Source organism: Rhizobium sp. CB2179, from assembly GCF_057653455.1.
The window spans coordinates 2,872,353-2,889,442 of record NZ_CM172781.1 but is presented as its reverse complement, the minus strand read 5'-3'; the positions used below and the strand labels follow the sequence as shown (position 1 = coordinate 2,889,442).

The following is a 17,090-nucleotide window of genomic DNA, read 5'->3' as shown; positions in this document are numbered from 1 at the left end:
AGCGTTGAGCTGATCGGTGTTCAAAGATCGCGACAATTACGAGTTCGCCGCGGCACTAAACAAATGCTTGCCCGGAAAGCGACGAGTGACAAGAGGGAAAACGCCGATTTCGAACTGGGCTCGAGGACGTCGCGAAAGTGGCGTGTTGGCCGGTGGAAGCCCTCTTTGGAAAGCCTCGATTTCGAGCATCCCATCGATGGTTTCATGAAGCCCGCTTTCGGGAGGCTCTGATCCTAACAATTGTGTGCACCCGTAAATGTCCGTCTGCACAGTTTCCTGGATATCGGAAAAACAGATTGACCTTCGGGAATATCTGGATCAGCCTGAATACATAACGAGTGCAAGGACTGGAATTTCCGAAAATCGATCTCGCTGTGGTTGGCTGCAAGTCTGCAGCCATCTTCGGGTCGCTTTGTGCGAAAATCTGGCCGCGCCGTTTCACTAAACGCAATCCAAATCATCAACGAGACAACTGCAGTGAACCCGGTAACCCTTCTCGAAATGACCACACATCGCCTGACCGAAATTCACCGGAAGATCGAAGTGCTGAACTACGCGCTGACCGCTGCTACCATTCTCGCCATCGCAGAGGACGCTGCGGCCGTTGCAGCAATAGACCTTGACGACCAAGCGACGCTCGATGCCCAGCGTATCACCGGAGACACTGAGGTTGCCTTGGAATTCGCTGCACAGGAAACCCGGTTTGTAGCAAACGCAATTGCCGGGCGGCTCGCCGGCTTCCGAGAACGAGAAGTCGAATGGAGCAGGCTTATGTCAACCGAACTCGGCGTTTCTGTGAGACTCGACCGCAGGCAGGTGGCGGTATGAAGAAATTGAAGCCGGGATTTGCCCATCTGAGCGAGTTGGTCGATTCCATGATGGAGTGTCTGGCAACAGCTCCTCCAGGTGCGCGCGTGTTTGCCGCGAAGCTGCTATATGTGGATCCCCGCAGGGAAGACTTGTTAGAAACCATCAAAGAAGCGCTCAGCGATTCATACCTCAATGGGCATGTTATCACGACAATAGGGTCGATTATACTGCGGCACACAATCACCTATCACGATGACAGCGTTGTCTACATCGCCGACCCAGATGATCCCGAAGATACTGCGGAGCGAGCGAATGCGGCAGCAACTCAACGGTTGAATGTCTGAGGGAAGGCGTCCGGCTAACCCCAGTACCTGAGCCTAAGATCCCGAATAAGAGCGTCTCATTCGACAACAGCTCTGGTCGGCGCGTCCCATATCTCGCGCTGCGCAATAGAGGATTTGCTTCATTCGCGCTTCATCTTGACAAGGCGGAAACTTCGGAACGCAGTACCGCATCTACTCCGACGGCTGGGTTTATCCATGAGCAAAGTTCCAACTCCGCAGCGCAAAAGCAGTCCGTTTATACGGGCAATCAAAAGCGATGGGTTTATTGAGAAACTCGTCCTCCTTGTTTTGACTGCCATCCTTTCCGGGATTTTCGTACCTCTCATCATCAAGTCGATTGACCAATCGCGTGAGGCTCGACAGGCGGTAGCGACGGCTCAGGCAAAGTTATTCGATGATATTTCTGATACAATCCTTACCCTTGAAACTCTGATGCTGGATGTGAGCTGGTTCGGGCAGGGGGATGCAAAAAATGCCGACATGCAAACCAGAGCTTTCGATCGCTATACCGAGAGGTCCGTTGACCTTATTGTAAAATGGCGAGTAGACGCCAGCCGAGCACAGGCGTTGGCTTCGCCAGAAACTGCTGAAAAAATGCAGGCCTTTCTCGATCGGTTTTTCAGAGAACAAGATACGCCCACGAATCGAAGCTGGAACGAGTGCCACGATAGGTGTGACTGGGAAGCGCAACATAAGAAAAACGCGAAGATGCTGACCGAGGCAAACCGACTAATCCTGGAGATTGGTAGCGAGTTCCAGCTGACTGCGAAATCCAGTGAAAGCCGATAGTCCGTTGATTGGCCCGTAGGTATCAGACGTTATCTTCGCGCTCATTGAGATCAGCGTCCATCAAGTGCCTTCAGTCCAGCATTCCAGTTCAAGGCTGGCGATCTGATCGAACAAGACCTGCTCGTAGTTGGAAAGAACGTTGCCGAGATGCGCAAGGGCTTGCGGTGACGGGCTTGGTTTCAGGATCGATAGAGGTAACACCGAGCACGAAGCAGACGGCCGAATTGGCGGCGGAACCACGGCCCTGGCAAAGGATACCTTAAGATCGGGCGATGCCGCGCATGAAGCCGAGAACCTTTTACGATCTCGTGATCCAGGTGGCCATTGTGCGGCCGGGACCGATCCAAGGCGACATGGTGCATCCATACCTTCGCCGGCGGGAGGGTAAGGAGAAGGTCGAATACCCGACGCCCGAACTGGAAGCGGTTCTTCACAAGACGCTCGGCGTGCCGCTGTTCCAGGAGTCGGCGATGCGTGTCGCCATGGTCTGCGCGGGCTTCACCGGCGGCGAAGCCGATCAGCTCCGGAAATCCATGGCGACCTTCAATCGCGGGACTTCTTCATTCCTGATCTGCATATCGATCAGCTCAAGGTCAAGAGCAGGAATTTCCATTAGACGGAACGTTCACGCTGCGGCATACCGCGCAGTCGAGCAGGGCTATTGAATGGCAGCTTCGCGCCCAACAGCGGACATAGCAAATAGTCGAATGTCGTCCTAGTTTCAAAAGACGTGGCGACCCAAAATCGTCCGATAGAAGAAATTAGGATCACTACCACTCGGAGGATGCGCACTGTGCGAGAGACATGCCTTTTCGTCGACACATTCGGCAATTGGCGAGTCATGTAAAATTGGCAACACGCTCCCGTATTGATTGAATCATAGGGTTGGACTAGAGTTTTACAATGACTAGGGCTTCAAACGCGGGTGCAGTCCTTTGGCAATTCAGGTTCCTGATCTTGAGCCATTTATTCTTAATGATCGGTCCGCCGTTAAGTATTATCTTTTCTTTGCTTTCCTAGTCTTTTCTATTGGCATTTTTGTGATTGCACTCACGTTTCACCCCTCATTTAGGCCGACGCAGCTTGTCGATCTAACTCAGAAGGTCGGTGGAGCATTCGTTTCCAGCTTGAGTGCTTTCCCAATCAAAGAGTATCTCTTGCGGAGAGACCGGATAAGAATAGTACGTGCACTGCAGATTCGTATTGATGTATTGCTTGGTTCTTCCGGAACATCTGATGATGATCTGAGAAGAGTAACTGACATTGTGTGGAAGATGTATGAAAAAGGAGTAGCAGGATGATACCCATTACTCCGTCAGATGAGCTTAGCGCGCTTGCTCAAAGGGCCGAGTTTATAGATACTGTCGATCGCAAACGCAAAATCTTCGTCTGGAGTTTTGTGGCCGCTATCGCGCTGGCTGCAACGGCTTCTACATCGCTAATCTTCGCAATGCAACAAAAGACGGCCGCAGACCGAGCATACGAATTGGCTACACGTGCAGAAGCTTCGGCTTTGCGCGAGCGCCAACTGACGCAACACCTCCGAGAAACGTCAAACATTAAAGCGATCAGCTTTGATCGGCGTACCTTCGTTTCCGCCGCTGGCAGCCTTGTCAAAAGCGACACCAACAGGATTCTTGCTACCTTATCGACTGCGGGGGTTTCTTTAGCGCAGTTTAATGCAACGGCAACGACGATAGCGATCGTACCCAATGGGACGGATCGTCGAGTGATGTTTTTCGATGCATCGACAGGTAGCCAGTTGGGCACGATTTTACCTGGATCTGAACCCCTGAGTATCGTGTTCGCTCCGTCGGGAGACCTGCTAAGCGTCGTCTGTTTGAATGGCGCGGTCGAGCTTTGGGATACGGCCTCTATGAGGATTCGATCCGTCTTTTACAGTCAAAATCGACCCGACATTGCAGCATTTAGTCCAGACAGTAGTCGGATCGTTGAGGCAGATGAGGCGGGCAATATTCGTCTCTGGGACGTCACGAAATCGCGTCTAATTAAGAAGTGGGAAGGGCCATCAATACCAAAGGTTGCGCTTGGGTTCAGCGATGATGGTACAGAAGTATTGGCAGGTTTCGCTGATGGGCAGCAGATTATTTATAATGTTTCTGAATCAGGTGAGCGCCGTTTTTGGGTTACCTTGTTGCGTTAGCGGGCAATCCGCCCGGAATTGGCTTATTTCAGTAGCTTCGCGGCGCGGCGAATGCCCGCTGCTGGCGCGTCGATAGCAACACGGGGTAACCGGTGCTTTTAGGATAGTTAGCTGTTCGGTCGAGCGTCTTTGACAAGCCGACTTGCTTCTTCCAACATTTCGATCTCAGTGGATCGAACATCAGGACTGCCAAAACGGTGCTCAGCGGCTATCTCGACGGTAGCTTTCTCAAAGCGAAGCCGCGCGGCGGTTGCTTTGCGTTCTCGGTCATGTGGGTCTAAAGAGGTTTGCCTTGGCATCACGGGACTCGCGGAAGACGCTTGCAACAAGCCACCATAGTACGCCTTGTGCCAGTTGTTACACAATTCCGTATCTATACGGTCGGCGATTGTTGCTTACCCGCGGCTGGAGGGGGTCGAAGCTTTCGCCAGCTAATGCCGGGTGTCCAGAAGCGGTTCGTCGTCGTCGAAATTGCCATTGCTGACGGCATCGTATGAGTTCTACGGCCTCCACCTCGGGTTCCGTATGCCGTCAACTGCACCATCACGGCCTTCGCTCTTTCGAGGGCTTCATCAGCGCTGACCGCGTGCTCGTCCGCGACCTTCACAGAGACGGCGTCGCCGTCATCTCCGATGAAATCGATCTTCCAGCCGCCAGCTTCGTGCTCGATCCTCGTATCCGCCAGATGCATGTCATCCCGCCTTCTTGTTCTTGAGGTCTGTTTCGAACGACTTGCGGAGTGCCTCCATGATGTTCACCACGTTCGAAGCAGGAGCGGCTTCCTCCTTTCTTCCCTTGGCGGCCTTCTTAGGCTTGAGGAGCTTCTTCTTCTCAGCGATGAGCTTGAGCAGGCTCTCCTGGATTGGATCACTGACCATGTCCGGAGACCAACGCGCGGTCTTCTGCTTGATAAGCTGCTGCACAAGGGGAATGAGATCCGGATCTGCTTTCTCGTCGATTTCCTCGAAGTAATTCTCCTCCGGTCGAACCTCGTCGCCGAAACGCAGCGTCCAGAGCACGATGCCTTCGCCGCGCGGTTCCAGGACGACCGCCCGCTCTCGGCGGCCCATCACGAGCTTCGACACGCCGAAAACCTTGTCGGCCTTCATGGCATCCCTGATCACCGCGAATGCCTCGTTGCCGACGGCGTCGTCCGGCATCAGGTAATGCGGCTTCTCAAGGTAGATCCACTCGATGCTGTCGGCCGGGACGAACTTGTCGATGTCGATCGTCTTCACCGTGTCGAGCGCAACGGCATCCAGATCGTCCTCCGTGAGGATTACGTAGTCGTTCTCCCCGCGAGCGTAGCCCTTGGCTTCGTTCTCGTCCTTGACGGGCTTGCCCGTGACGGAATCGATGTACCGCGAGACGACGCGGTTGCCCGTCTCCTTGTTGAGTGTATGGAAGCGAACCTTCTCGCTTTCGCTCGTGGCCGGGGTCATGGCCACGGGGCAGGTGACCAGGGAAAGTTTGAGATAGCCTTTCCAGTAATATTTCGGAGCCATGACCTATCCCCCTAGCTGGCCTTGCGCCGCGGAGCGGCCCCGGAAGAGGCGGCTTTCGAAGCCACTCCGCGCGCGGCGCGCTGCCTGCCAGTGCCTTGATTGGCATTGGCCGCAGTGCGTTTCGGTTTATCGTCAGCGGCCTTCATCATCCCAGCACTCTCGCGGAGCGCGGCCAGAAGATCGTTTGGCTTCGAGACCTGCACCTTCTTCGGCTTCGGAAGCGACTTGCCTTCCAGCTTCGCCTTCACCAGATCCGCGAGGGCGGCTTCGTAGCGGTCGTCGAAGGTCGCCGGATCGAACTCGCCCTTCTTGGTGCTGATGATGTGCTTGGCGAGATCGAGCATCTCGCCCTGGATCTTGAGCTTGGGCATCTCCTCGAAAGCCTTTTCGGAGGAACGAACCTCGTAATCGTAGTTGAGCGTGCTGGCGATCAGGCCCTTGCCGTGCGGCCGTATCAGCACCGTACGCATTCGACGAAATAGGACGGTGCGGGCGATGGCCGCGACCATCGACTTCTTCATCGCATCGCGCAGAGCCGCGAACGCGTCTCCGCCCATCTTGTCGGGCGTGAGGTAGTACGGCTTGTCGAAGTAGACGTCGTCGACGTCGGAGCACGGGATGAACGCCTCGATCTCGAGCGTCTTGTTGCTCTCGGGGATCGCGGCGGAAACTTCCTCGGGATCGATGATGATGTATTGGCCGTTCTCGATCTCGAAGCCCTTGGTCTGGGCTTCCTTCGGCACCGGATCCTCTGTCTCGCTGTCTACGAAGATACGGTTGACGCGGTTTCCCGTGGCCTTGTTGATGGTGTTGAAGGTGATGCGCTCGCTAGTCGAGGCTGCCGTGTAGAGAGCGACGCCGCAGCTTACCTCGCCGAACTTCAGAAAGCCTTTCCACTGCGCACGCTGTCCTGACGGCATGACAAATACTCCGAATCAATAATCCGCGACTCAAAGACGTGTCAGGGTGATTCGTTCCGACTCAAAACGAATCATTTTTCAATACTTTACGGAATTTCTCTCCCAAATTGATTCCGCCGTCTCCGCTGGTCGAATTGCGCCCGGCAGTAGTGGAAAGCGGGGGAGATTGTTTAGTTCAAGAGCCACAGCGACCTGCTTCCTCCAGCACCATGTCGGGCACCTCGCTTAGGGAGTTCCGCAGCTGCTTCAAGCGCAGCATCATCATCCATTATCTCCCGGGAACCACCTGAATCATTGTGAGTTTCTACTGCGGACGTTCATTCGAAGGAGAAGCCCGATGGCACAGACACCCACCTCCCGCGGCCGCGCACAGGATCGAGCCCGCGTGGCCGGCGGCCAGGATCACGAGGTCAAGTACGAAGCAACGAAGGAAGGCGTCTCGAAAGATGCGGTTAAGAAGGCCGTGAAGAGCGCTGGAAACTCACGGAAGAAGGTCGAGGCGGAGATTGGTCGTCGTTAGACGGCCGAACGGCGTTTTCCTGTCCAGGGACGAGGCAGGTCCCGTGGGTGTCCTGGCTTTCCAAATCTGGGATCAGGGCGACGCCCGCTGTCTGGTAGCGAACAGTCATAGCCACCGCAAGCCTGCCGCCTCCATGTCTGGGGTAACGCATGTCCAAGTGCATTGAGAACGACCACTTGCTGATGTCGAAGGCGGTCCGTGAATGGTATCGGTACTTCGAGGTGGAGTGGGACGATCAAGCGTCCTCGTTTTTGTGTGACGCCGCCATCGAACTCTACAACGAGGGCTGTCGCTCGCTAGAGGAGATGGCGACCGTTCTGATCGGCACTTACGTCGGGCTAGCCGCCACGCGGGTAAACGCGCCATCTTCCAGCTCAATACATTGACAGGCCAGATCAGATCGGGCTGAACTCGATGAATTCGCACTGCATGTGATCCGACCGCGTCTTCATCCAGTCGACTGGTCCTTCTCGATACGAGAGAGTTGGACGACACCGCATGGACCTTCGGGCTGGGATGATACGACCCAAGCACCACCATTCGCGAAGTCGGAGACCCAGACGAACTCCTGCGTGAACGGGTTCGAGCTGACCTCGCAGGTCCGAAGATCCTTCGCGTGGTCGGCCCTGGTGATCTTCAGGAAGTTCTCCTCGGTCGGATGATCGCACATGCCTGCGAGAGCGCGGAGCGTGTCGAGCATACTGGGGTTCGCCTTCGCGTCCTCTCGCAGACGGACCATGCCTTCCTTAAACTTCCCGGCATCCGTCGCTATTCTGGGATCGCGGGAGAGAGTGTCATCAATGGAAATCTGACCGGTGGCCATGCCAAGCCACGCGCCCATCATGTTGCATTCCTTGGGATCGGAGAATTCCTTCACAGCACCCGGATAGTTCTTGCGAGCTTCGTCGAGCTTCTTTTCCAGATCGGCTGCCTTCGCCTTCTTGCGAACGGCCGTCTGGAGGAACTCGCACCGAAGGCGCTGCTGGCCCGCCTGAAGCTTGCAGCTATACGTCAGCGAGGAATCCTCCTGCTGGTTATAGAGCCTGCCATTGGTGGGATAGTCTGTGGCGACTGCATCGAACGCCACCATTCCGACTGCAAGCATCATTAGCGTTTTCATTGATTTTCCCCCGTCCTCAACCTTGCTCCGGCAGGAGGGTAATTCAAGCCTCAGGACACGCCGCATCTTGTGACTGCTAAGCGTTCAACGAATCCTTGCTACGACTCGTTCTGGTGTCTAGCTTTTCAGTGCTCGCGCTGTCGCGCCGTTGCATGGCCGCTTCGCTGCCGCAACATTGCCTCCGAGCATGCTTTCCCCTAAACTGATGAGGATTGGACATGCTTGCCGAACGTCATGCGCCACCGGAATCCAACCCCGTCGATGCAGCTATGGCCTGGCACGGAGGGGATCCGCGCGCAACGATCGATGCTCTGCTCAAGGATCGCGAACGGCTGTGCGAACAGCTTGCGATCGCCCAGGCATGCATCAGCAAAGGCTATACGCGCGGTTGGCTGCCCGGCGCTGAATTCGAGGGATGATGATAACTTCGGAGACGACCAGTGTACCGAGGTTCGTCGCAGAACTCGTGAGGGCGGCGAATGAAGTCGACCGCCTGACCGCGAGCGAAATCGAGAGCTTGTTGGTTCGGGCGATGACCACGGTACGCGATCTGCGCGAGCAAGCTCGCATCCCTGGAAGTGGTACCCAACACGATGCAATCGTCCGCCTGGACATCGCGGCAAAAGGCGTCGTCACATTTTCCCAAGAGAGGATCTCGGGATTCCTCCGCGAAGCTGCAGATATGGTTCGAACTCTCTGGATCATCGTCGACACCGGGACGGTTGTGACCTCAAAGCCGTCGCGGCAAATCAAGATGGATCGTCCTTGAACGGTTCCGGCGCAATCCAGCCGAGCGGCTTCCCCCGGGCAGGGGGCGGGCCGTTGCGATGTACGGGGGGTTCTTGCGACTGATCGTTGTTCGAAGAGAGCAGGGCGAAGATGTCCTTGACGCGAGAACCGGACGTCGAGCGCTACTCCTATTGCCTGCCCAGTTTCCAACTATCCCCAGACGGGCAGGCTACGCCGTTGAAGCGCGTGATGCCGTCGAGAGATTGCCGACTGGTTACAAAACCGCGACATCCGGCAGGCCCATCGTTACTGGCATCGATCTGTTCAATAACACCCGCGCTGCCCGTCGATGGGTTGGCCCAAGCAAGCGCAGTTGCACCGACAGCACTGCGACCAACAGTATCTGCGATCACCGCTTGATCGGTCAGAGGCGTCTGGTGCTGGGTTGCTGACTGGTCGAGGGGAGTCTCAAGCGGGTCGATATGCGAGCATGCCGCCAAAGCCGCGATGCTGATTGCCGAGATGAAGTGCTTCAGATTCATCGGTCGGGTAAAGCGCTTTGCTGGTTGTGTTTCAAGCTGCTGGTGGTTCACGATGTCGCGAGGTCGAAGAGACGTGGCCGCCTGGAGACGGCGCGAACGTGTTCTCCTAAGGGGGCAAGAGACCTTCAATGAGCACGGCTGGACAATGATCTCTATGCGTTTCACCCGATCGCGACGCTATGGTCAAGTCTCCGTTGCTCGTTCAGCCCACACTCAGTAATCTCGCCGTCTGACCGACAGGTCATTATTGAACTGCAGCGATTCGATGGCCATTCTCTTCAAAACAACAATCAGCGAAAACTCGGCATTCGAGATGATCGAACGGTCGCTGTCAGGCGCTTACCAATATGACGGTTACCTCAATGTCGTTAGCGATGCGGGCGAGACGGCATTGTCTTGGGGTCCGGCAATGCATGCCGAAGAGTTCAAGGCAGAGGTCAGCCAGATCCTGCGGCAGACTTGGGACGCTGCCCGCTTCTGGGTCATCTATGAGCGCCGCGAAGACCGGTGCAGGAGGGACTGAGATCCGCAACGCGGCTTTCCGCCTGACGCGCGGATATAGCGGCGTTATCGTTGTCACAATCAGCCTCCTTGGCAAGCGCGACAGCGCCAATGACCTGGAACTCGTCTTCGTCTGCTTCGAGCAGGATTTTCACAGGAGGAATTTTCGGGTGCGCTATGAGGGTAAGCCGATACCAAGCCGGGATTGATGTCGCTCAAAGACGCGTTGCTCACGCACGCGACCCGTTCTACTTGCGAGGACCACTAGGGATAGATCGTGCGGCGATGTGGCAGCGGTATTGGACAAGAGGCTCGGCCGAACTCAGGCTTGGGTGCTAAGGCGATCGAACATGTACGATTTCGTGCTTCTTTTCCTTGCTGGCTTGTTAGCAGGCAGCATGAATGCGTTGGCAGGCGGCGGGTCGTTCGTATCCTTGCCTGCACTAATATCGGTCGGTGTGCCATCGGTAGCCGCAAACGCGACAAGCACCTTAGCCTTGTTTCCCGGTGGTATGGCGAGCTCGTGGGTCTACCGTGACGGGGTTAAAGATGTGTGTGGCGTCAATGTCGTGCCCATTGCCATCGTTACGGTGATGGGTGGTGTGGCCGGAAGCATTCTATTGCTGCTGACCCCATCGAGGATTTTCGATGGTCTCCTGCCATGGCTTTTGCTGCTAGCGACATTGATGCTGGCGGCAGGTCCGAGGGTCAGCGCCGTATTCCGGACGCAGGCACGTCCGAGTGTTCTGACCTTCTCAACGGTTCAATCCTAAGCTGCGCGTTCAACTTATCCATGCTAATCGAGGAGACTCGAGCTGTCGAACTGCGCAGACAGAAGCCAACTGGCGCAAATGCTGACCTTGTGTTTCGGGTCCAGGCCAACACGGCAGGTGAGCGGACTCAACTGATAGGTGCTCCTTTTAATGAGCATAAAGTCCCGCGGTATGCGGCAAATGCCACAGAACAGGCACCAGGTATCATTCAATCCGGCAATCCGGCCATGCGGTAGCCTTCGACGAAGCGCTCGACCGTATCCACGTCGCGGGCGGGCTGCGCAGCGGCCCAGTGAGAAATCCTGAAATTCGGCGTTGTCGCAATGAAAAGAGCTGCCTCACGCGTCGCTTCGTCTATGCGTCCGAGCTGGGCAAGGCTGGCCGCTAGTATGCGGCGTGAGGCGCTGCGGTAGGTGGCCTCCATGCGCAAAATCTTGACGGATTCTTCATATTGGCCGGCCGCGTAGTAGGCGAGCCCAAGCTCCCAATAATACCACCCGGCAGGGTGCGGATTTAGTCGAAGCGCCCTTTGGATCAGTTCGATCGCTTCCGATGCGCGACCTGCGTACGCTGCAAGCTCCGACCACATGACCAAGGCATCCGCATTATTTGGCTGTGATTAGGCATGGAATAAGGACCCCGCATTTGGGGTGATCGGCGTCCAAACGGGACCCCCATCTGCGATGGGGTTACAACAGCCTCCGGTTTCATCGGAGGCTTTTTATTTGGATGCTTGTTGTGGAGACAATTCTAAAGATACGTCGACTTTCCCGTGTGCAGGGCAAGTCGATCAAGGCGATCTGCCGGGAGCTTGGCATATCGCGGAAAGTGGTGCGGAAGGTTCTGCGCAGCGATGAGACGGAGTTCAAATATGAGCGGACCCGTCAACCTCAGCCGAAGCTCGGCCCCTGGCGCGATCAGCTCGATGGAATGCTGCTCGCCAATGAGGCCAAATCCTCTCGCGAACGGCTGACACTGATCCGGATATTCGAGGACTTGCGCGACCTCGGCTACGAGGGCGGTTACGACACAGTCCGGCGCTACGCCCGAACCTGGGCGAAGGAACGCGGCTCCGTAACGGCGGAAGCCTACGTGCCGCTCTATTATGCGCCGGGCGAGGCTTACCAGTTTGACTGGAGCCACGAGATCGTCGTGCTGAACGGCGTGACGACGACGGTAAAGGTGGCGCATGTCCGGCTCTGTCACAGCCGGATGATGTATGTGAGAGCCTATCCGCGCGAGACGCAGGAGATGGTCTTCGATGCCCATGACCGGGCATTCGCGTTCTTCGGCGGGGCCTGCACGCGCGGCATCTACGATAACATGAAGACCGCGGTGGAGACGGTCTTCGTCGGCAAGGAACGGCAGTACAATCGCCGCTTCCTGCAGATGTGCAGCCATTACCTGATCGAGCCGGTGGCCTGCACGCCGGCGTCGGGGTGGGAGAAGGGCCAGGTCGAGAACCAGGTCAATCTGGTGCGGGAACGCTTCTTCACGCCGCGGCTGCGCTTCAAATCCTACGATGAGCTGAATGGCTGGTTGCTGGACAAGTGCATCAGCTATGCCCGCGCCCATAAGCATGTCGATCAAACGGAGCGCACGATCTGGGAGGTGTTCGATGCGGAACGGCCGCACCTGGTCGGCTATCCCGGCAAGTTCGACGGCTTCCACGCAGTGCAGGCCTCGATCGGCAAGACCTGCCTCGTGCGTTTCGACAACAACAAATACTCGGTGCTGTCCACGGCAGTCGGCCGCCCGGCCGAGATACATGCCTATGCCGATCGCATCGTCATCCGGCAGGATGGCGTGGAGATCGGCCAACACGATCGCTGCTTCGGCCGTGGCGAGACGATCTATAATCCCTGGCATTACGTGCCGGTCCTGACCCGCAAACCGGGAGCGCTGCGCAACGGTGCGCCATTCCACGACTGGGTTTTGCCCGCCGCCATGGAGAAGGTGCGCCGCCGGCTGAAGGCCATGCATGACGGCGACCGGCAGATGGTGTCGATCCTCGAATGTGTGGGCCTGGACGGACTCCCCGCCGTCGAAGCGGCCTGCCAGGAGGCGCTCGATCAGGGCGTATTCTCGGCTGCCGTCATCATCAACATCCTGGCCCGCAAGCGTGATCCGCAGCCGGCCGCCATCCTTTCCATTCCCGACGCGCTTCGCCTGACCCACGAGCCTCTGGCCGATTGCGCCCGTTACGACAGCCTTAGGAGGGCAAGCTGATATGGAACGATCCCAAATCCTTAACATGATGGGCACGCTGAAGCTGTTCGGCATGCGCAGCGCCTATGACGAGATCATGGCCTCCGGCATCAAGCGGCAGCACGAACCGCCACGCATCGTCGGCGACCTACTTCAGTCGGAGATCGCCGAGAAGCAGGCGCGCTCCATCAAATACCAGATCACCGTCGCCAAGCTGCCGCTGGCCAAGGACATCGACGACTTCGACTTCACCGACACGCCGGTCAACGAAGGGCTCGTGCGCCAGCTTGCGACAGGAGCCTTCCTCGCCGAGCAGCACAATATCGTTCTGGTCGGCGGAACCGGCACGGGGAAGTCCCATTTGTCCATCGCGCTCGCACGCGCCCTAATCCGCAACGGCGCACGCGGCCGCTTCTTCAACGTCGTCGACCTCGTCAATCGGCTCGAGACGGAGGCACGTAGCGGAAAGCAGGGGCGGCTGGCCGACTTCATCACCAGGCTCGACTTCGTCATCATGGACGAACTCGGCTACCTCCCATTCGCTCAGGCCGGCGGCCAGCTCCTCTTCCATCTGATCAGCAGGCTCTACGAGCGGACCTCGATCATCGTCACGACGAACCTGGCGTTCGGCGAGTGGCCGGCCGTCTTCGGCGACGCCAAGATGACCGCCGCCCTCCTCGACAGGCTAACCCACCATTGCGAAATCGTTGAGACCGGGAATGAATCCTGGCGCTTCAAAAACCGCTCTCAAAGCTAAAGCCGAAAAGACAAACAACCCGCGCCCGCAGGCCCCTGCGCTAAATGGAGAGCTCCGGGCCTACGCGCGCTGACCCTATGCAACCAGAGGCAGGGGTCCCTTTTGGGAGCCGATAAGGGGTCCCGTTACGATGCCGATTGACAATTTGGCTCCAGTGCGAAGGCGGCTGCGAACTCTTCATCGGACTCGGGCCAATGCTTTTCATAGGCCAACAAATATCCGAGAATCCAATGACTGGCAGCGTCGTTCTCGTCCAATGCCACGGCTTTACGCGCCAGTTCAAGGCCTCTTGATCGGTTCTCCTCCGTGGGGTCTATGCTGTGTGCCCACAGTTGCCAGTGAACAAAGGCCAGCCAGTGAAATGCCTCGGCGTATTCGGGATCGATGGAAACCGCCTGGTCCAACAGCATCTCGGCCTCGCGGATCGCTTCTGGAGAACTTGTGAACGCTGTGATTAGACTTCGCCCGCGAACACAACTGTCATAAGCCACCAGGCTCTTCGGTCGATTGCGGGCCGGCAACGCCGCCAACCGCCCGACAAGGGCTTCGACAATCTTGTCTGTGACTTCGTCCTGCACACCAAATATGTCTTCAAGGTTTCGGTCGTAGCGTTCAGCCCAGAGGTGATCTCCGCCAACTGCGTCGACGAGCTGAACGTTGATGCGCACGCGACCGGCGGCGCGGCGTGCACTGCCCTCCAGAATATAGCGGACGCCCAAATCACGTGCGATCAGTCGAACGTCCACCGATTTTCCTTTGTAGGCAAAGGTCGAATGCCTCGCGATAACAAACAGGCCGGCATTTCTTGAAAGGTCGGTAATCAGGTCTTCGGTCAAGCCGTCTGTGAAAACATTCTGCTCGGCTTCCCCGCTCAAGTTCGTGAACGGCAGCACGGCGATGGATGGCTTGGCAGGCAGCGGCAGCGCCGCTTGTCCTTCGCGACCGATCGGGGCGGCCGGTTCATCGAGCACGCGATAGACATGGACCGGTTCGGCGATGTTTTTCAGAGATTTCGCTCCAAGATCGTCGAAGCCAACCGCAACCTTGCGATTGACTTGATCATGGATCTCGCCGACACGTAGATGGCACCCGACTCGGCCAGGCTTTGTAGTCGTGCGGCGATGTTGACGCCGTCGCCGTAAAGGTCACCGCCGTCGATGACGACATCGCCGAGATTGATCCCGATGCGCAAGACGATACGGCGCGCCTCTGGCAGGGCAGCGTTTGCATCCGCCATCTTCCGCTGCAACTCGATCGCTGCGAACAGGGCATGGACCGCGCTTGCGAACTCCAGGAGAACCCCGTCTCCCATCACTTTGACGATGCGGCCGCCATGCGCGCGCACGACGGGCTGGAGAATCGTCGCCCGGCGCTCCTTCAGCACCGCCAAGGTCGCAACCTCGTCCCCCTCCATCAAACGCGAATAGCCAACGACGTCCGCGACGACGATTGCTGCAAGACGGCGCTGGACCCGTTCTTCGGCCATTTGGGCAATGTACCCGATAAGGTGGAACAGCGCCCATGGTATTTGCGCCTTGGGTAGAAGTCCATTGAGCCGCTTCCGATCCGGAGAAACACTCCACCGTCCAACGGAATGGACGACGGCTGCTGGTCGAGTGCCTCGAAGTAGCCGCTGGTCGGCGGGCCAGACCAGACCTGTTTCGTAATTTGGCATTTACCAGGTTTTAAGCCGGGGGCAGTCCCATCTTGGAAGCGGCGGTTGTTTTGCGTACAATCAAATTACTAACAAGGGTTGCGTTGGGTGCTCTTCATTAAGATTGGCTTTGTCCTTGCTCATATTGCGCTGGTCGCAGGGGCTTTAGTCCTTTGCGACGGCGAGCATCTATGGGTCCTTGGCCTGATGTTCGGCTGGTATTGTTTCGCGATGGTCGCCTTCAGCGCCGCTATTTGGGCTCACTATAAAAAATCGAGCAGGTTGCCGCGCTAGATGCAAAGCCATTCGGATTCGACGCCAGGCAGTGCGGCGCTCGTGCTCTTTGAGACTGAGCATCTCAAAGCCAATATTCGCAGTGCATTGGTGGAAGCGGCTCTGAGCCCATGGCAGCGGAGCTTTCTCTCGGATGTGCTATCAAAGTTGGAGAAGTACGGCAGCCGCGCACGGTTGAGCGATAAACAACTCCTGAAACTGAATGAAATCCTGGGAGGCAATGGAACGCGGCGTCAAGAAGCGGGCGCGACATCTCATGCGACCCGGCACAAACGTCGTACCCGCTTCTGCACGCCTTCCTTCCTGTCACGACGGATCAGGTGGTGGCGCAGGCGGCTTGTGCGGGACGTGGCGATCTTGGCGCTCATCATGATGGTCGGTCTTGTCTACTCGGTATTCGAGACTGGACCGGTGCAATCTTTTCTGGGCACGGTTAGCAAGTCGTCGCATGCGATGGGGCCGGTCGACCAAGCGTTCACAGTCACAGATGGCGATACGGTCCACGTTGCAGGCGAGCGGGCAGGGACGCGGCTGATTGGTTTCAACACGCCGGAGAAGTTCTCGCCCCAGTGTGAATACGAACGCAAATTGGGAGAGCGAGCATCGTCCCGGTTGAGGGAGCTGATCAAGTCCCCCAACGTTCAACTCACGAAGGTCCCGTGTGCTTGTCCGGCCGGTTCCGAAGGAACGGACGCCTGCAATCACGGACGCAGTTGCGGCGTCTTAAAAGTCGATGGCCGGGACGTCGGACAAGTCCTGATCGGTGAGGGCCTCGCCGTCCCGTTCATCTGTGAAGGAAACCGGTGCCCGAGAACGCCTCGACCGTGGTGCGCACGGCAGTCGTGACCGCTCTGCCTACAAAACAGCTAATTGGGCTCCGGAGAGCTGAATTCGACAAATGACCAATGATCATCCTACGACCATCAACAGCCACCAGAGCGCTACACAGCCCGTCCTGGTATTGCGACCAAGCACCAGGGCACTCATTGGTGTCGTCTGCGTCATGGCAATCTTCTTCGTCTACCTGTCACTCATCGCCGTTGGTCAGATCGAAATGAGCAGACCCACCAGTGGTGTCGGAGAGGGCTTGTTCGCGATCGTGTTCCTCGTCGTCATCGTCTTTGTTGTAGTAAAGGCCCGGCAGGTGGACTTCACGAAACCAATAATGGTGATCGGTCCCGACGGCATTACCGGTCAAAAACTGCCAAAACTCATCCCTTGGTCAATGATCGAACGCGTTGATATTCCTCAGACCCGCTGGGCGGAGCTGATCTATCTGACCGTGCGCAAGGATGCTGATCCGGAGATACTCGAACAGTTGCGCAAGCGGCAGCCTCTTGAAAGGACCGTAGCGATACCGCACAGATGGATTCCAGGATTCAGTTCAAGCGAAGTCAAGGATATCATAAATCGCTATTTCGAAAGCTCACAACGGCATTGAAAATGGGGGAGTTACCTGG

18 protein-coding genes and 6 pseudogenes are annotated in these 17,090 nt (G+C 57.0%); 16 read left to right on the top strand and 8 right to left on the bottom strand.

Going from position 1 to position 17,090, the window contains the following annotated elements; genetic code table 11:
* The first annotated feature begins 477 nt into the window (after positions 1–477).
* From AC244Q_RS14545 to AC244Q_RS14535, 3 genes are all read left to right on the top strand, one after another.
* A complete protein-coding gene (locus AC244Q_RS14545) occupies positions 478–828 on the top strand; it encodes a hypothetical protein (RefSeq protein ID WP_128407869.1) in 351 nt (116 codons plus the stop codon).
* Entirely contained in the window at positions 825–1,154 is a 330-nt protein-coding gene (locus AC244Q_RS14540; protein WP_128407868.1) for a hypothetical protein, read from the top strand. The genes AC244Q_RS14545 and AC244Q_RS14540 overlap by 4 nt, the downstream gene beginning before the upstream one ends.
* Positions 1,155–1,349: 195 nt before the next feature.
* Positions 1,350–1,943 carry a type II secretion system protein gene (locus tag AC244Q_RS14535; RefSeq protein ID WP_128407867.1) on the top strand — a complete coding sequence of 198 codons (594 nt, stop codon included), beginning with the start codon at positions 1,350–1,352 and terminating at the stop codon, positions 1,941–1,943.
* A 136-nt stretch (positions 1,944–2,079) separates the two neighbouring features.
* Here the strand turns inward: AC244Q_RS14535 and AC244Q_RS14530 are convergent.
* Positions 2,080–2,202, bottom strand: a pseudogene (locus AC244Q_RS14530) (hypothetical protein); the annotation flags it as partial.
* A 13-nt stretch (positions 2,203–2,215) separates the two neighbouring features.
* Between AC244Q_RS14530 and AC244Q_RS14525 the strand changes: the two are divergent.
* The 3 genes and pseudogenes from AC244Q_RS14525 to AC244Q_RS14515 form a co-directional block, all read left to right on the top strand.
* A pseudogene (locus tag AC244Q_RS14525) lies at positions 2,216–2,488 on the top strand (hypothetical protein); the annotation flags it as partial.
* Between the two features lie 390 nt (positions 2,489–2,878).
* Positions 2,879–3,244, top strand: coding sequence for a hypothetical protein (locus tag AC244Q_RS14520; protein WP_128407866.1), 366 nt, complete (start codon positions 2,879–2,881; stop codon positions 3,242–3,244).
* Positions 3,241–4,107 carry a WD40 repeat domain-containing protein gene (locus AC244Q_RS14515; protein ID WP_128407865.1) on the top strand — a complete coding sequence of 289 codons (867 nt, stop codon included), beginning with the start codon at positions 3,241–3,243 and terminating at the stop codon, positions 4,105–4,107. Before AC244Q_RS14520 ends, AC244Q_RS14515 begins: the two co-directional genes overlap by 4 nt.
* Positions 4,108–4,538: 431 nt before the next feature.
* Here the strand turns inward: AC244Q_RS14515 and AC244Q_RS14510 are convergent.
* From AC244Q_RS14510 to ku (AC244Q_RS14500), 3 genes and pseudogenes are all read right to left on the bottom strand, one after another.
* Positions 4,539–4,798: pseudogene (locus AC244Q_RS14510) on the bottom strand (hypothetical protein).
* Position 4,799: 1 nt separating this feature from the next.
* Positions 4,800–5,612: a non-homologous end joining protein Ku gene (gene ku, locus AC244Q_RS14505; protein WP_128408326.1), complete on the bottom strand. Its 813-nt coding sequence runs from the start codon at positions 5,610–5,612 to the stop codon at positions 4,800–4,802.
* Between the two features lie 11 nt (positions 5,613–5,623).
* Positions 5,624–6,532 (bottom strand): non-homologous end joining protein Ku, encoded by a 909-nt coding sequence (gene ku / locus AC244Q_RS14500; RefSeq protein ID WP_128408299.1) that lies wholly within the window; start codon positions 6,530–6,532, stop codon positions 5,624–5,626.
* A 337-nt stretch (positions 6,533–6,869) separates the two neighbouring features.
* Between ku (AC244Q_RS14500) and AC244Q_RS14495 the strand changes: the two genes are divergently transcribed.
* Together AC244Q_RS14495 and AC244Q_RS14490 are read left to right on the top strand one after the other, a co-directional pair.
* A complete protein-coding gene (locus AC244Q_RS14495; protein ID WP_077988735.1) occupies positions 6,870–7,052 on the top strand; it encodes a DUF3606 domain-containing protein in 183 nt (60 codons plus the stop codon).
* A 149-nt stretch (positions 7,053–7,201) separates the two neighbouring features.
* Positions 7,202–7,438, top strand: a complete 237-nt coding sequence (locus AC244Q_RS14490; protein ID WP_128408298.1) for a hypothetical protein — start codon at positions 7,202–7,204, stop codon at positions 7,436–7,438.
* A gap of 62 nt (positions 7,439–7,500) precedes the next feature.
* On the opposite strand, the gene AC244Q_RS14485 is transcribed toward AC244Q_RS14490, so the two are convergent.
* On the bottom strand, positions 7,501–8,238 hold the full coding sequence (locus AC244Q_RS14485; RefSeq protein WP_128408285.1) for a hypothetical protein: 738 nt from the start codon (positions 8,236–8,238) through the stop codon (positions 7,501–7,503).
* 152 nt (positions 8,239–8,390) lie between these two features.
* On the opposite strand from AC244Q_RS14485, the gene AC244Q_RS14480 reads away from it, so the two are divergent.
* Both AC244Q_RS14480 and AC244Q_RS14475 read left to right on the top strand, forming a co-directional pair.
* Complete coding sequence (locus tag AC244Q_RS14480) at positions 8,391–8,591, top strand: dehydrogenase (RefSeq protein ID WP_128408284.1); 201 nt, start codon at positions 8,391–8,393, stop codon at positions 8,589–8,591.
* On the top strand, positions 8,588–8,941 hold the full coding sequence (locus AC244Q_RS14475) for a hypothetical protein (RefSeq protein WP_128408283.1): 354 nt from the start codon (positions 8,588–8,590) through the stop codon (positions 8,939–8,941). The genes AC244Q_RS14480 and AC244Q_RS14475 overlap by 4 nt, the downstream gene beginning before the upstream one ends.
* 148 nt (positions 8,942–9,089) lie before the next feature.
* On the opposite strand, the gene AC244Q_RS14470 is transcribed toward AC244Q_RS14475, so the two are convergent.
* A complete protein-coding gene (locus AC244Q_RS14470) occupies positions 9,090–9,494 on the bottom strand; it encodes an RT0821/Lpp0805 family surface protein (protein WP_245460739.1) in 405 nt (134 codons plus the stop codon).
* Between the two features lie 214 nt (positions 9,495–9,708).
* Between AC244Q_RS14470 and AC244Q_RS14465 the strand changes: the two are divergent.
* Together AC244Q_RS14465 and AC244Q_RS14460 are read left to right on the top strand one after the other, a co-directional pair.
* Positions 9,709–10,153, top strand: a pseudogene (locus tag AC244Q_RS14465) (hypothetical protein).
* A gap of 141 nt (positions 10,154–10,294) precedes the next feature.
* A pseudogene (locus AC244Q_RS14460) lies at positions 10,295–10,711 on the top strand (TSUP family transporter); the annotation flags it as partial.
* A gap of 214 nt (positions 10,712–10,925) precedes the next feature.
* Here the strand turns inward: AC244Q_RS14460 and AC244Q_RS14455 are convergent.
* Positions 10,926–11,306, bottom strand: coding sequence for a tetratricopeptide repeat protein (locus AC244Q_RS14455; RefSeq protein ID WP_245460737.1), 381 nt, complete (start codon positions 11,304–11,306; stop codon positions 10,926–10,928).
* Positions 11,307–11,446: 140 nt separating this feature from the next.
* Here AC244Q_RS14455 and istA point away from each other — a divergent pair, with 140 nt between their 5' ends.
* Positions 11,447–12,946 carry an IS21 family transposase gene (gene istA / locus AC244Q_RS14450; protein WP_113341084.1) on the top strand — a complete coding sequence of 500 codons (1,500 nt, stop codon included), beginning with the start codon at positions 11,447–11,449 and terminating at the stop codon, positions 12,944–12,946.
* A 1-nt stretch (position 12,947) separates the two neighbouring features.
* Positions 12,948–13,682 (top strand): IS21-like element helper ATPase IstB, encoded by a 735-nt coding sequence (istB, locus tag AC244Q_RS14445; RefSeq protein ID WP_128408307.1) that lies wholly within the window; start codon positions 12,948–12,950, stop codon positions 13,680–13,682.
* Positions 13,683–13,825: 143 nt separating this feature from the next.
* On the opposite strand, the pseudogene AC244Q_RS14440 reads toward istB, so the two are convergent.
* Positions 13,826–15,168, bottom strand: a pseudogene (locus AC244Q_RS14440) (adenylate/guanylate cyclase domain-containing protein); the annotation flags it as partial.
* Positions 15,169–15,630: 462 nt separating this feature from the next.
* Between AC244Q_RS14440 and AC244Q_RS14435 the strand changes: the two are divergent.
* A complete protein-coding gene (locus AC244Q_RS14435) occupies positions 15,631–16,476 on the top strand; it encodes a thermonuclease family protein (protein WP_128406431.1) in 846 nt (281 codons plus the stop codon).
* 52 nt (positions 16,477–16,528) lie between these two features.
* A complete protein-coding gene (locus AC244Q_RS14430) occupies positions 16,529–17,071 on the top strand; it encodes a hypothetical protein (protein WP_128406430.1) in 543 nt (180 codons plus the stop codon).
* Positions 17,072–17,090: the final 19 nt, after the last annotated feature.